Genomic DNA, 14230 nt, shown 5'->3' with positions numbered 1-14230 from the left:
TTAGCCGATCCGGACGGATGTGTCGGTGAGGAAGGTGTAGGTCGGCACCTCAAGATTCTTCGGCGCAGGACCACGGCGGATACGGCCCGACGTATCATAGTGCGAGCCATGGCACGGACAGTACCAACCATCATAATCGCCACGGGCTTCCCCGGTGGCGGTGCCCATCGGGATACAGCCCAGATGGGTGCACACGCCGACAACGATCAGCCATTCCTTCTTTTCGACACGCGCGTCATCACTTTGCGGATCGACAAGTTCATTTAATGCGACCTCGTTGGCCTCATTGATTTCACGTTCTGTACGATGGCGGATAAAGACAGGCTTGCCTCGCCACATTACTTTAACGGCCTGACCAACCGGGATGTTGGACAGGTTGACCTCTACAGAAGCCAGCGCGAGAACGTCCTTGGACGGGTTCATGCTGTCCACGAATGGCAACAACGCACAACCAGCGCCAACAACGCCGACTGCGGTGGTCGCCAAGGTCAGGAAATCCCTGCGGTTCTCGTCCGGCTGATGCTCGCCGGATGAATGCACCGATTGCGACATAATGTCTTCCTCTTTCTGCCCCCAAAACAGGCATGCGGAATGCCCAAAGCCAGACTTAGGGCATAGATGGTTAATTTCCCTTGATGAAAATCAAACAATCCAGCCGCCAAAAGCCTTTAGGCCTGTTTCCGGGTCCGTATACTAACAAAAAACAGGTTTGTTAAGGAGAACTTGGAGTTGCAAATTGTTTGCATTCGATAAGATCATCTGGTTTTGCACTGCACAAATACGTAAAACCTAGCGTATTTGCGCGATTATCCGCCCTTTTCAACCAAGATGATGCGGTCTTACCTTTTCTTATTCCAAATAAGTCTAATGCGGGTTTCTGTCGGTAATTTTATAACTTTGAAGGCCCATCGGGTCTTCATCGCGGCGATTCTGGGCACATCATCAAAACGACGCGGCACGCCGGTTTTGCAAAAGGGCTAAGAAGGCGGTTCGAACCGTAACAACACCGTACAGATTTTGGATAAATAAAATCGGAAAATTGTCGATTTAAGTTGGCCAAGGGCGGTCCTGTGTGGATAAAACAGTTCCGAACTTTGAAACAAGCTGACGCGCGCGACACCGTTGTCGCTTCACAAGGACCCTCAAAGAACGCCCATGAGAATCTGTCTGTTCGAACCCGATATTCCGCAAAACACCGGCACCATCCTGCGCATGGCCGCGTGCTTTGGGCTGCCGGTTGATATTATCGAGCCCTGTGGCTTTTTGCTGACATCGGCGGCATTGAAACGTGCGGGCATGGATTATATCGACAAGGCGGACTATATACGCCACGCCGATTGGCGCGATTTCGTCGCCGCACGCGAAAATGGTACGGTGCCGGGGCGGTTGGTTCTTTTGACCACAAAGGGCGCTGAACCCTATTGCGATTTTGACTTTCGCCCCGATGATGTTCTGATGCTGGGCTCGGAAAGCAAAGGTGTGCCAGACCAAGTGCATGACTATGTCGATGCGCGTGTGGTGATCCCGATGCAGCCCGAAATGCGATCCCTTAATGTGGCCATGGCAACCGCGATGACACTGGGCGAGGCGCTTAGACAGACGAATGGCTTTCCTTCAAGCCAACCAAGTGAATGAACGGAATGAGTAACGCAATGACGGACGCAAAAACTGCTGCAAAAAAGGCAATGAAAACCGGCACCGAACACACGGTCGATGCCGCCCTGATTGCCGCACGCAAACAAACCGCCCAAAACTGGTTCCGTCAATTGCGCGACGATATCTGTGCGTCGTTTGAGGCCCTTGAAGACAGCTATACCGGACCGCTGTCGGATCGTCCCGCCGGTCGTTTTGATCGCACCGTCTGGGAACGCGGCACCAATGAAGGCGGCGGCGAAATGTCGGTGATGAAGGGGCGTGTCTTTGAAAAGGTCGGGGTCAATATCTCGACCGTGCACGGCGAATTTTCCGAAAAGTTCCGCGCCGAAATCCCCGGTGCCGCCGAAAACCCCAATTTCTGGGCGGCGGGCATTTCACTGGTCGCACACCCATGCTCCCCACATGTCCCGGCGGTGCATATGAACACCCGCCATATCGTCACCACCAAGGCATGGTTTGGCGGCGGGGCGGATTTAACCCCCGTCTTCCCTGATGACACCGACACCGCCGATTTCCACGGCGCGTTCAAGGCCGCCTGCGATGCCCACGGCGATGACTATTACGACCGCTTTAAAAAATGGTGCGATGAATATTTCTGGCTCCCACACCGTAATGAAGCGCGCGGGGTTGGCGGGATTTTCTATGATTATCTCGATGCCGACTGGGATGAGGATTTCGCCTTCACCAAAGACGTTGGCATGGCCTTTCGCGACATTTACCCCGAACTGGTCAAACGCCATTACAACAAGCCCTGGACCGATGATGACCGCCGCGCACAACTGATCAAACGCGGCCGCTATGTCGAATTTAACCTGCTTCATGATCGCGGCACACGCTTTGGCCTCATGACCGGCGGCAACACCGAAGCCATCCTGATGTCCCTCCCGCCTGAGGCCAACTGGCCGTAAGGTTTAACCCCACACGCCCTTCCCGCGCAGCCGGGAAACTCGCCTCGCATGTGCGACGCTATCGGCATCATGGGTTCCCACCTGCGTGGGAACGACGGTGTTGGGACAGCACATCCATTTCTCATATCCTTGGGGTAATCCCACCTTGCCCGTCATTCCCGCGCAGGCGGGAATCTCGTGAACACGGCTTTCAGATGCTGCTACTCTTGATGGTCCCGGGGCAACTCACCCAGATGGTGGCGCATCCAGACCGTTTCTTCAGACGCGGTGCGGCCAAAGTGTCGCTTGAACTCGCGGCTGAATTGCGACGCACTGACATAGCCAACAGATGCGGCAACTTCCGTAACCGTCTGCCCGTGATGGGCCAGTAAAATGCGCGCTTCATGAAGGCGCATTGATTTTATGTATTGGATGGGGCTGCTGCCCAGCAACCGGCGAAAGTGCGCGTGATAGGATGGCACGCTCATGCCCGCATGCTGGGCCAGTTCCGGTATCGAAAGCGGCTTTGTGAAATTCTCACGCAGATATCCAAGGCTGCGCAGGATTCGTCCGGCCGTCCCGCGTTGCTCAAGGGCGGCAATCATCTTGGCACCCTGCGGGCCGGTCAGAATGCGAAAATACAATTCCCGCATTAATCCATCCCCCAGTATCGCCGTCTCAACCGGGCTTTGCAAAGCCCGGAGCAACCTGTGCAAAACGGCGCTGATCTCCGGTCCTGTTTGGGTGGAAATCAGGCTGGCGGGTTCGGACTGTGTGTCGGTTGTGGCATATCCTTCAATTGTCGCGACAAGTTCGGCAATCAGCCGCATGTCAAAATCCAGATAGATGGCAAGTAACGGATGTTCGGGGCTGGCATCTGACTGCATGCGAAACGGGACCGGCACCGAAACCGCCAGATAATGCTCCTCGTCATAAACGTAAATATTGCCATCCAGCACACCGCGTTTGCTGCCTTGGCAAACAAACACCACGCCCGGCTGATACAGAACCGGCACGTTGTGAAGGACGCTTTCACTTCTAAGAACGCGCAGGCCCTTAAGCGACAGGAAATTATAGCCTTCCTTGGGCGCAAGCCGTGCCGCAAGAACGGCAAGACTGTCTGATGTTCTATCGGACATATGTCTGTTTCATAGGATTGGGCAAATAACTCAGCTAAATGGGCGTGGATACGCGATGGTTTTCATAATATCTGACAGTTCGCTGCTTAATCAAGACAACGAATGGATCACATATCATGACAAAACGATTTTTCATCACCGGGGCGAATTCCGGTTTCGGCTTTGCGATTGCCAAGGCCGCCGTCGCACAAGGCCATTCCGTAATTGGTGCAGTTCGATCAGATGCGGCCCTGTCGCATGTGCGCGCTGAATTGCCTGCGGTGCAGCCGGTCCGCTTGGACGTCACCGATTTTGACAATATTCCAAATGTCATCGCGCAGGCCGAAGATGACTTTGGCCCGATTGACGTTCTGATCAACAATGCCGGCTATGGCCATGAAGGTGTGCTTGAAGAATCCCCAATGGATGAATTGCGCCGCCAGTTTGAGGTCAATGTGTTTGGCGCAACGGCGGTTGCCAAGGCCTTCTTGCCGCGCTTTCGCGAACGCCGGGTTGGGTTTATTGTCAATATCACCTCGATGGGCGGCATGATCACCATGCCCGGCATTGCTTATTACTGCGGCAGCAAATTCGCCCTTCAGGGAATTTCCGAGGTGATGCGCGCCGAAATGGCCCCGTTTGGCGTCCATGTTACCGCCGTTTGTCCGGGTTCGTTCCGCACCGATTGGGCCGGGCGCTCCATGGTCAGAACGGATCGATCCATTTCGGACTATGACGCAGTGTTTGAACCAATCCGTCAGGCGCGTTTGGAAAAAAGCGGCAAACAACTTGGCGACCCGGCAAAGCTGGCCGATGCCGTTCTAACGCTGATCCGCGATCAAAACCCGCCTGCACAACTGCTGCTGGGCAGCGATGCCTATCAGTTGGTGTCCGATAAACTCAACCGCATGCAGGGTGACATTGAAAAATGGAAACACCTGACGGTTTCGACAGACGGCTAGACCGGATCACGTCTCATTCATCAACCAGTCCAGCAATGTGCTCGTTGTACTGCTCGCCGTCGGGCTGGGCACCAGCCAGTATCCGCGATCCTTACGCGTGACCTCTGGTCCGACGGCGATAAGGCTGCTCAGCGCATCCTCTCGATGTGTTTTTTACTCAGCCCGAGGGGAGTTTTTTTTGGGGGCATTCTTCCCACACCTTTGGGGTGATACGTTGGTGTAGGAAAAAAGAGCCAGTCAGCATCCTGCCAACCGGCGTAAGTCGGGTCTTTCGTGGTTCATTCGTCTTGATGACCTACTGGTCATCATACGGAACATCGAGCCCCTCAAACGGATCTTCACCAAATTCTTGGGAATAAATCTGAGCAAAGACCTTCATCCAGGCAACAGTGCCCTCGTCTTCCAACGGGGACTCAAATACTGGCTGAGCTGATCCAAACATTTCGGCATGCAACTCACCGGTCGTCGGGCGGTGATTTTCATCAAAGGTTATAACCTCAAGGGAAGCACCGTAACGCTCTTTTAGGGCTTGCGACACCTGATTTGCGATATAGTCGTTACGCTTTTCGCCCTCCAGTCCCTGTTGATCCGCCATACTTTGTGCACGTTGATACGCGCCCCCATCGACAATACCCGTACTGGAAAATCCGGTATTTACGCCGATCGTACCAACCAGTTTTCCATTTAGACGGAAGGCGGTATGGATCGGCTGAGCATTCTGTGATGCCAGTTGTGCTTCGGGATCAGACTCTATTTGACGGCGCAGAAAGTCTCTTTGCCGGGTCAGCACTTCTTCTCTTAAACCGTCAGGTAAAGCAGACTTCGACATTTTAGGGAGTGCAGATAGAGATACTGCAACACCATTTTGCAATGAGATCTGTGTCAAATTGACCTCCTGTTTTCTCATTCAGGTTGCAGATCATGGCTAGCAACTTTCGTGCCAGTGGTGTTTTGCAAAATTATCCCCGATCCCGTGGCGAAAGACCGGGGAATGCTCAACTTCCTGAGTTAAAGAAATACGGTGAGATCAAAGCCTTGTTGGCTCTCGTCAACCAAGAATTCAAGGACAGTTCTGGGGCGGGTACGCCATGTCCTCGGGGCTATTTCAACCTTGCACGTCATTCCCGCGAAGGCGGGAATCTCGACCCGCACGTGTCATCCGTTTCGTTGGCGCTCACGTCCCATTAATCAACCAGCCCACGCCACCCCCTGTTCGGCCAAGGCGGCCTGAGCTCCCTAAGGGGACAGTCCCCTTTTTCCGAAATTGGACACTCGATCATTCTGAGTATCCTTTTCTGGGAAGATAAACTTCGATATCGTGCTCGCAAAGGGGGCGCACATGAAAAACAATCTGCTGGCATTTAGTATCGCAAGTGGCGCGACTATCATGTTTTGCATTGGGGTCGCTGCTGGTGTCAGTATGTCGCATAGCGAAGCGTGGGAATTGACATCGGATAGCACGTTTCGGCTTCAGTGGGAGGTTGTTCTCACCGGACTTTTCGGGCTGGTTGGGGGGTATCTTGCCTACCGAGGTGCCACTCACAATACCCGACACCAATTGTCTGTGGCTGCAGCTATGTATCTGCACAAGAATAACATGTTGCGTTATTTTGTTGCTGCCACAGACCCAACTCACGATATGGGGAGACTCATATTGGGAGAGTATCGAAACGGAAATATTGATATGGTGAAGGACTTGGCTCAAACAGCTATCGTAAATATGGGGGAGTTGCCATTCGAGATATCTACAAATGACAACATTGATCTTTATCGAAAGGCGCATAGTAGTTTGGAATTGATGACAAAACTCACTGAACCTCGAGAGCCTGTTTTGATGCAAACACGTCATCATGTAAGAGAGCTTAATGATGTGCTCGTTGGGATTGCTAATAGCACTTAACGCGTCAATCTTATGCATGAGCTTGTTGGCTTTCAGATAGATTGAACTTATCGCTTCCCCTCCCTACCGAAAACCCAACATTTTACGATTTTACCACCGAAAGCCTTGTTGTGGCTACAGAGACTTCTTATTCAAAAGGTTAGGAATCTGAAGCGTAATCGGGAAAACACCTCACGTCTCATTCATCAACCAGTCCAGCAAGGTGCTCGTTGTCTTGCTCGCCGTCGGGCTGGGCACCAGCCAGTATCCGCGATCCTTGCGCGTAACCTCAGGCCCGACGGTGACAAGGCTGCCCAGATCAAGATGATGATCGACCAGCCCGCGCCAGCCCAGTGCCAGCCCCTGTTCGGCCAGCGCGGCCTGAATGATAAATCCATATGTATTCAGGCCCAAATCACCTTGGGCGCGGGGGCGTGTCACGCCAAAGGCTGCAAGCCACGTTGCCCATGTCAGCCAGCGTGATTTTCCGGTTGTTTCAAGATGCAGCAACGGTGCGCTGGCAAAATCTGCCGGATCGTTGAACGGGCCGAACCGTTCGAGAAACCCCGGCGTGCAGACCGGCACCACGCATTCGGGGATCAAAAGGCGGGCGGTGTCGGGGAAATCTTCGCGCGCGCCAAACAGCATCGCGGCATCCGTGTCGCGCTCCAGCGCATCTTCAAGTCCCTGTGACGCCACGATATGGACTTCCGCCTCGGGATGCAGGCGGCGGAAATCGGTCACACGCGGCATCAACCAGAATGCAGCAAATCCGAAATCGGTGAAAATCCGCACCGCGGGCACCTTTGACGTGCGGCGCGTATCGCGTGCGGCCTTATCAATGCTTTCCACACTCGACTGTACCGCCTGAAACAAAATCTCGCCCGCATCGGTCAGCCGGCTTCCGCCTTGTGACCGGCGCAGCAATGACACGCCGAGCTGCTCCTCAACCCGCTTGATCTGATAGGTGACAGCGGGCTGCGTCAGGCCAAGTTCATGGGCCGCGCGCGTTAAGCTGCCCAGCCGTCCGGCCGCCTCAAAAATACGCAGCCATCCAATATCAAGCGGGCGTTGTGACATAAAAATTCTTTATGTTGGTGATTAAAAATCAGCGGGTTTCATCACGCAATGATTTGTGGATTTAATGATTGTTCCGCATTCAACGTCAAGAGCATTCCGCGTGAGGCTCATTTTGCTCCCCCGGCAATGCTTGAAAAATGCGCGCTTTCCATCCCTGTCCCGGAGTGCATTCGTTTCATGAAGTCCCCGAATATCCTGATCCTGATGGCCGACCAGTTAAACGGGACCCTGTTCCCCGATGGTCCGGCTGATTTCCTCCATACGCCGCACCTGCGCGCACTTGCCGAACGCTCCGCACGGTTTAAAAATTGCTATACCGCATCTCCGCTTTGCGCACCGGGGCGCGCATCCTTTATGGCCGGGCAATTGCCCAGTCGCACACGGGTCTATGACAATGCCGCTGAATTTTGCTCCGACATCCCGACCTATGCCCATCACTTGCGCCGCGCGGGGTATTACACCTGCCTGTCGGGCAAGATGCATTTTGTCGGGCCCGATCAGTTGCACGGCTTTGAAGAACGCCTGACCACCGATATTTACCCGGCTGATTTTGGCTGGACCCCCGATTACCGCAAGCCGGGTGAACGCATTGACTGGTGGTATCATAATCTGGGGTCTGTCACCGGGGCCGGGGTCGGGGAAATCTCCAACCAGATGGAATATGACGACGAGGTCGCCTATAACGCCACGCACAAGCTTTATGACCTGTCACGCGGTCACGATGAACGCCCATGGTGCCTGACCGTCAGCTTCACCCATCCCCATGACCCGTATGTTGCGCGCAAGAAATTCTGGGACCTTTACGAAGACTGCCCGGAACTCGAACCGGAAATCGGCGCGTTCGCGTTTGACGATCAGGACCCGCATTCCAAGCGTCTTTTGCAGGCGAGCGATCATACCGCCTTTGACATCACGCGCGAAAATGTCCGCCGATCGCGTCAGGCCTATTTTGCCAATGTGTCCTATATCGATGATAAAATCGGTCAGATCATGGATGTGCTTGAACGCACCGAGCAGGCCGACAACACCATCATTCTGTTCCTGTCTGATCATGGTGACATGCTGGGCGAACGCGGCCTCTGGTTTAAAATGAGCTTCTTCGAAGGCTCGGCCCGCGTGCCCCTGATGATGGCTGGACCCAACATCACACCGGGCTGCTACACCGATCCGGTATCGACCCTTGATGTCACCCCGACGGTGGCCGATCTGGCCGGTATTTCGCTTGACGAAATCATGCCATGGACGGACGGCACAAGCCTCCTGCCGGGCCTCTCGGGCACCAAACGCACCGAGCCGGTCCTGATGGAATATGCCGCCGAGGGATCTTATGCCCCGCTGGTCTGCATCCGCGAAGGCAAATGGAAATACACCTATTGCCCGCTTGATCCTGAACAGTTGTTTGATCTGCAAGCCGACCCGCATGAGCTAAAAAACCTTGCCATTGATCCGGCCATTGATGCGGCCAGTGCCGAACAGCTCGAACAGTTCCGCGCCGAACGGGCGGCCCGCTGGGACATCGACAGTTTTGATGCGAGTGTGCGCGAAAGTCAGGCACGCCGCTGGATTGTCTATGAGTCTTTGCGCAATGGCTCCTATTTCCCATGGGATTATCAGCCGCTGCAAAAGGCGTCTGAACGCTACATGCGCAATCACATGGACTTAAACGAAGTCGAAGAAAAACAGCGCTTCCCGCGAGGGGAGTAAAGAAGCTGCGCCGGTAGTCTTGTGGGACAGACAGACCGGCGCAGCTTCAATACCGAATTTTCAAATTATAAGCCGCCTGGTGGTCTGGTTCGGGTGCAGATCACTTCCCTTTTCGGGGCCGTTGCGTGGGACGTGTTTTAACGGTGCTGATCAGGAGGCAAAAACAACGAAAAGTTGGATACCCGGCACAGTGAGGCAAGCATAGTATGAAAGAGAAAATGAAGGTGGGTCCGCTTGGGCCTTTCCCCCATGTCTGCAAGCCGGTGTTTTCCATCTCGGCCTTGTTGATCCTGGGGTTCATCGTGTTCGGTGCGTTTTTCACCGACACAGCAGCATTGGTTTTCACATCAGCCCAGTCCGCGATTGCGGATTATTTCGGCTGGTTTTTGATCATCGTTGCCAATCTGGCGGTGGTGGTCAGTCTTTATCTGGCGATTGGTCCTTATGGGCGGGTCCGTCTTGGCGCGCAAAGCGAAGCCCCCGAATACGGGCTGTTTTCATGGACGGCGATGCTGTTTAGTGCGGGGATCGGCATTGGCCTGCTCTATTGGGCGGTGGCTGAACCCCTGTATCATTTCTTTGCGCCCCCGATGGCCGAGGCAGAAACCATTGCCGCAGCCGAGCAGGCAATGACGATTTCGTTCCTGCACTGGGGCATTCACGGCTGGGCGATCTACTGTATCGTTGGGCTGTCGCTGGCCTATTTCCATTACCGCAAAGGTCTGCCGCTTTCGATCCGCTCAGCACTTTATCCGATGATCGGCGAACGCATTTATGGTCCGTGGGGGCATGCGGTCGATATTCTTGCGGTCTTTGGCACCATGTTTGGCATCGTCACCACGCTGGGGCTTGGTGTGATGCAAATCAGTTCCGGGCTCAATGGGTTGTTCGGTATTCCCGATACCCTGTTTGTTCAGATTATCCTGATCGGCATCATTACGATCTTTGCCACCATTTCGGTGATGGCCGGGCTCGATAGTGGGATCAAGCGGATCAGTAATTTCAACATTCAGCTCAGCTTTGTGTTGCTGGCCTTTATCGTGATTACCGGCCCGACGCTCTATATCTTCGACAGCTTTGTTGAAAATGTCGGCAACTACGTCAGTGATCTGGTCAAGCTCAGCTTCTGGAGCGAAGCCTATTCCGGTACCGACTGGCAGGTTGGCTGGACCATCTTCTATTGGGCATGGTGGGTTTCGTGGTCACCGTTTGTCGGTATCTTTATCGCCCGCATTTCGCGTGGGCGGACGATCCGCGAATTCACCTTGGGTGTTCTGTTCATTCCGATCGTCATTCTGTTCTTCTGGTTCACCGCCTTTGGCGGGGTTGCGATCCATATGGAACTTCTGGGTGATCCCGGATTGATTGAGGCCACCAAGCAGGGCTACGGCAACGCCATCTTCAAGTTGCTGGAATTCCTGCCAATGACCAAGTTTGTCACCGCTGTTGTGATTGTCATGATCGTTGTCTGGTTTGTGACCTCCTCAGACAGTGGCAGCTTTGTCATCGACATGCTGACCGCAGGCGGGCACACCAACCCGCCGCGCGTTCAACGCCTGTTCTGGGCCCTGACCGAGGGGGTGATCGCCGCCATCTTGCTTGTCGCAGGCGGGCTAGCGGCCCTGCAGGCGGCGGCCGTGGTGGCGGGCTTCCCGTTTGCCTTTGTCATCCTTGTGATGATGTATGGGCTGCTCAGGGCCCTGGGACGCGATCATCTTGTCATGTACCGCTATAAACAGTGGTTCGAGACAGAACATGACGCCGACCACAATCTGCCCGACGCCTATGTCGGCGAAACGGAGTTGCCCACCACCCCCGAAGCCCCGCAAGGCTCGGTCGGCGCAACGCCCAAGTAACCTGAAAACCACGTAACAACATACGTGTAAACGGACGGTCTGGTGCAAACTGGATCGTCCGTTTTTTTGGTTAAGGTATCCCAAGCCTCAAGCCTCAAGAGTAAGCGTCCGGTCTCCTACCCCTTATTTCCGATCCTATAATTTGCGATTCTGCATCGACTAAGCGGGCACTTAACGATGGTAGAGAGACGTAAACGGCGTAAATGCAGCGATGAGGAGAAGATCAGGATTATTGCCCAGGCCAGGATGTCTGGCGTATCGGTTCCCGAGGGTACGCATCGCTATGATTTAAATACCAATATGGTCTTCAAATGGATAAGAGACCCCTGGTGCAATTCTGGCAGTGACGATGAATTGGAGGTAATGAGCTCCCTGCCTGTTGGGGGCGCAACCCGTTTACCTGCACGCCTACAGTACCGTTCCCGAGGCTCAGGCAGCAATCGGAAAATACCTGATCTTCTACAACACCAAGCGCCCACGTTCATCGCTTGACGGGAGGACACCTGAGCAGGCTTACTTCAGTGCGTTGCGACCAATACCGGTGGCAGCATAAAAAGGGTCAGCATCCACTTATAAAACCCTTTCATACTGTTCAAACAAACCGAGCTGCTTCTGAGTTTCCAGACGAAATAATTGCCTCGATACTGCATTGGAGGCTAACGTCCGATATGGATTGGCCAAAAAGAGATACTCATAATGGTGATTTCAGAGAAACCGTTCGGTCCTACATTGCCAGAGGAACTAGCAGCAAAAGAGAATAGTCGTGAGCGTAAGCGATTTCTGGCAGAGCAGAGATCGACGGCAGAGAAAAAGAAGAGGATGGCGATTGTGGGTGTTCCGAAAAGATTGCACGCGTAGGCGTCTGCATGGGGCCGGGTTGGATGTGAAGCCAAGCCAAGCCAAGCCGGGCAGCGAGGAGGCTGCTGCGGTCTTGCCTCCCCAATGCTGGCGAGTAACTACAATCGTTTGATTGTGTCAGCTCTTAGCCAATGGCGAACAGAGTAGGACGCTCATCGCAGTTAACCGTTTGAGCCTCTGGCTGCAAGCTCATCAGACAAGATATCGAAGATCGCGCGCATCCTGGCATTGGTCTTGAGTTCACCGTGGGTGACAAGCCAGACAGGCACTTCAGCTGAGACTTCATGTTGCAAGACAGCCTCTACACCGGGCGTTATACTTGCGAGGTCTTCAAACATAACCGCAAGGCCCAGTCCTCGCTTGACCGCCTCCCATATCGCCACCCCTGAGTTGGCGACGATGCTGAATTGTTCCGCGCTGATAGTGCTGTTAATTGCGCTTAACATCTCCAGGACGCGCCCGGATGAATCTCCGAGGAATGTAATTCGTTCGCTGATATCGTTTAGCGTTGCCGGGCGGCCAATAATGTCGAGATAAGAACTTGCTCCATAGAGATAAGCTTTCGTGTTCCGTATCCTTTTGGCATAGAGATTCGGGTTCTTAGGCTGCACGTTTCGGATGGCGATATCAGCCTCACGGCGCCCTAAATCCTGCACGTCATTGGATGAAACGATTTCCAGCTGAACGTCGGGGTAGGCAATCCGGATGCGCTCAATGATTGGTGGAAAGAGATAAGCGCAGAAAGCATCACTTGCGGTGACGCTGACAGGGCCCGCGATTCTTTGATCCTGTCCGAGCGCCGAAAGACTGAAGAGGTCCGCCGCCTCCTTCATCGCTTTAGCATGCGCGACTAGAGCAAGGCCCTTGTCATTTATCGCCAAGGATTTTCCGACCCGATCAAAGAGCAAGAGACCAAGATCGCTTTCGAGAGTAGCGACATGCCGGCCCACGGTCGGTTGGGACAATCCCAGAAGTTCAGCCGCCCCCGTAAATGACCCCATTTCAGCGGTAGCGAGAAAGGATTGAGCCTGTGACCAGTCGAATGTGGAGCTACGGTTTCTCATACAAAAATGAATATCACATAGGCAAAATTTGGCAATTTATAAATCAAAAATGAATAGATAAAATCCAGATCTCTCCATTGCAAATACACATGGATACTCGATGTCGGACTGGACCAAAGTGTCAGGGGCCTACCGTTCAAGCTGACCCGTGCAATACTGATTGGGTGCCGCGAATAAATATTGGTGTAGCCCTCGTGCCAATCTAGAGGATCTGAGATGAACGCACTAACCAGCCGTGAATGGTCAACATTGATTTTGATTTTTGTTTTCTCGTCAATTCCCGCATTCGGTGGCCTGGTAAGGCTTGTTGAACTTGCAGGTGGCCCTTCTGTGCTTCCTGAAAATCCGCGGGCCTTAGCCGATCCGTGGCCGATCATTCTCCACATCTCGGGCAGTTTCGTATTCTGCATCGCAGGCGCGGTACAGTTTCTACCAAGTCTGAGACGCCACCACTTGTCGACACACAGAATGCTCGGTCTCGTGATGGTGATTGCAGGGATGCTGTCAGCAAGTACCGGGTTGTGGATGACCTTCTATTTTGCCTTCCCCGAGGCCATTCAAGGCATTCTCCTGTTTTCTGTGCGGGTTATCCTTGGTTTCGCAATGATCGGGCTGCTTGGATGGGCAATCATTGCTGTCAGGGCCCATTCCTTCAGAAGCCATGGGGCTTCGATGCTGAGGGCCTATGCGATCGGTCAGGGCGCATCGACACAGGCTTTGATGGGAATTGCATGGATCGTCTCCTTTGGCGTCGAGCCCACTGGGTTCTTCAGAGACTGCTTTATGGTGCTTTGTTGGGTTTTGAACCTCCTTGTCGCAGAAGCGTTGATTCATTTCTTTATCGCGAAACCACGGCCCGCAATTCCAACGCCCCACGGGGCTTCCGCCTTATAGGAAGGAAAACAAATCATGCATTGGAAACTCGCAACCGTTGTATCCTTGCTTGTATTGACTGGGTGTGGCTTGGGGAAAAATCTCGTTAAGGCAGGTACCGAAAAAGAACAATACAAATCCTGTGTCCCTGTTCAGTTGGAGGGGCTGTCGGCAAGTGACGGTGGCCGAGGGCACAATCTCGAGAGAGCGACTGAGGCCGTAGTGTAAGTCGCAGGAAAACTTATACGTTCTAGCAATGATCGACTTGGCGATGACCATCACGGGTAACTTGG

At 53.7% G+C, this 14230-nt stretch carries 12 protein-coding genes and 1 pseudogene; 8 read left to right on the top strand and 5 right to left on the bottom strand.

Translation table 11 applies throughout. The features are described 5' to 3' along the window. Positions 1-552, bottom strand: coding sequence for a ubiquinol-cytochrome c reductase iron-sulfur subunit (gene petA / locus AMM48_RS10685; RefSeq protein WP_022731212.1), 552 nt, complete (start codon positions 550-552; stop codon positions 1-3). Positions 553-1155: 603 nt separating this feature from the next. Here petA and AMM48_RS10680 point away from each other — a divergent pair. Next, positions 1156-1635 (top strand): tRNA (cytidine(34)-2'-O)-methyltransferase, encoded by a 480-nt coding sequence (locus AMM48_RS10680; RefSeq protein ID WP_022731214.1) that lies wholly within the window; start codon positions 1156-1158, stop codon positions 1633-1635. 17 nt (positions 1636-1652) lie between these two features. Continuing rightward, positions 1653-2564, top strand: a complete 912-nt coding sequence (hemF, locus tag AMM48_RS10675) for an oxygen-dependent coproporphyrinogen oxidase (RefSeq protein WP_244271188.1) — start codon at positions 1653-1655, stop codon at positions 2562-2564. A 200-nt stretch (positions 2565-2764) separates the two neighbouring features. On the opposite strand, the gene AMM48_RS10670 is transcribed toward hemF, so the two are convergent. Further along, entirely contained in the window at positions 2765-3682 is a 918-nt protein-coding gene (locus AMM48_RS10670; RefSeq protein ID WP_102783996.1) for an AraC family transcriptional regulator, read from the bottom strand. 116 nt (positions 3683-3798) lie between these two features. Here AMM48_RS10670 and AMM48_RS10665 point away from each other — a divergent pair, with 116 nt between their 5' ends. Then, complete coding sequence (locus AMM48_RS10665; RefSeq protein ID WP_244271187.1) at positions 3799-4623, top strand: oxidoreductase; 825 nt, start codon at positions 3799-3801, stop codon at positions 4621-4623. Positions 4624-4918: 295 nt separating this feature from the next. On the opposite strand, the gene AMM48_RS10655 is transcribed toward AMM48_RS10665, so the two are convergent. After that, positions 4919-5509, bottom strand: a complete 591-nt coding sequence (locus AMM48_RS10655) for a hypothetical protein (protein WP_146030398.1) — start codon at positions 5507-5509, stop codon at positions 4919-4921. Positions 5510-5962: 453 nt separating this feature from the next. On the opposite strand from AMM48_RS10655, the gene AMM48_RS10650 reads away from it, so the two are divergent. Continuing rightward, positions 5963-6523 (top strand): hypothetical protein, encoded by a 561-nt coding sequence (locus tag AMM48_RS10650; RefSeq protein ID WP_102783993.1) that lies wholly within the window; start codon positions 5963-5965, stop codon positions 6521-6523. Positions 6524-6694: 171 nt separating this feature from the next. On the opposite strand, the gene AMM48_RS10645 is transcribed toward AMM48_RS10650, so the two are convergent. After that, positions 6695-7582, bottom strand: a complete 888-nt coding sequence (locus AMM48_RS10645) for a LysR substrate-binding domain-containing protein (protein ID WP_102783992.1) — start codon at positions 7580-7582, stop codon at positions 6695-6697. A gap of 177 nt (positions 7583-7759) precedes the next feature. Between AMM48_RS10645 and betC the strand changes: the two genes are divergently transcribed. The 3 genes and pseudogenes from betC to AMM48_RS22370 form a co-directional block, all read left to right on the top strand. Continuing rightward, complete coding sequence (gene betC, locus AMM48_RS10640) at positions 7760-9286, top strand: choline-sulfatase (protein ID WP_102784041.1); 1527 nt, start codon at positions 7760-7762, stop codon at positions 9284-9286. Positions 9287-9492: 206 nt separating this feature from the next. Beyond that, positions 9493-11142, top strand: coding sequence for a BCCT family transporter (locus AMM48_RS10635; RefSeq protein WP_101299400.1), 1650 nt, complete (start codon positions 9493-9495; stop codon positions 11140-11142). Positions 11143-11530: 388 nt separating this feature from the next. Next, positions 11531-11695 (top strand): annotated as a pseudogene (locus AMM48_RS22370) (integrase core domain-containing protein); the annotation flags it as partial. A 466-nt stretch (positions 11696-12161) separates the two neighbouring features. On the opposite strand, the gene AMM48_RS10620 reads toward AMM48_RS22370, so the two are convergent. After that, positions 12162-13064, bottom strand: a complete 903-nt coding sequence (locus AMM48_RS10620; protein WP_102783989.1) for a LysR family transcriptional regulator — start codon at positions 13062-13064, stop codon at positions 12162-12164. Between the two features lie 216 nt (positions 13065-13280). Here AMM48_RS10620 and AMM48_RS10615 point away from each other — a divergent pair, with 216 nt between their 5' ends. After that, the gene (locus AMM48_RS10615) at positions 13281-13958 is read left to right on the top strand and encodes a DUF2306 domain-containing protein (RefSeq protein WP_102783988.1); all 678 of its coding nucleotides are present in this window, start codon (positions 13281-13283) and stop codon (positions 13956-13958) included. The last annotated feature ends 272 nt before the right edge of the window (positions 13959-14230 follow it).

Source organism: Thalassospira sp. GB04J01 (genome assembly GCF_000751115.1).
In the GTDB taxonomy this organism is placed as follows: Bacteria; Pseudomonadota; Alphaproteobacteria; order Rhodospirillales; family Thalassospiraceae; genus Thalassospira; species Thalassospira lucentensis.
This window is presented reverse-complemented; position numbering and strand designations above follow the sequence as displayed.

Bases quoted from the DNA above. Each gene is read 5' to 3' on its own strand.
- AMM48_RS10680 (WP_022731214.1), top strand. From the start codon at position 1,156: ATGAGAATCTGTCTGTTCGAACCCGATATTCCGCAAAACACCGGCACC.
- AMM48_RS10645 (WP_102783992.1), bottom strand. From the start codon at position 7,582: ATGTCACAACGCCCGCTTGATATTGGATGGCTGCGTATTTTTGAGGCG.
- AMM48_RS10620 (WP_102783989.1), bottom strand. From the start codon at position 13,064: ATGAGAAACCGTAGCTCCACATTCGACTGGTCACAGGCTCAATCCTTT.
- petA (WP_022731212.1), bottom strand. From the start codon at position 552: ATGTCGCAATCGGTGCATTCATCCGGCGAGCATCAGCCGGACGAGAAC.
- AMM48_RS10670 (WP_102783996.1), bottom strand. From the start codon at position 3,682: ATGTCCGATAGAACATCAGACAGTCTTGCCGTTCTTGCGGCACGGCTT.
- betC (WP_102784041.1), top strand. From the start codon at position 7,760: ATGAAGTCCCCGAATATCCTGATCCTGATGGCCGACCAGTTAAACGGG.
- AMM48_RS10635 (WP_101299400.1), top strand. From the start codon at position 9,493: ATGAAAGAGAAAATGAAGGTGGGTCCGCTTGGGCCTTTCCCCCATGTC.
- AMM48_RS10650 (WP_102783993.1), top strand. From the start codon at position 5,963: ATGAAAAACAATCTGCTGGCATTTAGTATCGCAAGTGGCGCGACTATC.
- hemF (WP_244271188.1), top strand. From the start codon at position 1,653: ATGACGGACGCAAAAACTGCTGCAAAAAAGGCAATGAAAACCGGCACC.
- AMM48_RS10615 (WP_102783988.1), top strand. From the start codon at position 13,281: ATGAACGCACTAACCAGCCGTGAATGGTCAACATTGATTTTGATTTTT.
- AMM48_RS10665 (WP_244271187.1), top strand. From the start codon at position 3,799: ATGACAAAACGATTTTTCATCACCGGGGCGAATTCCGGTTTCGGCTTT.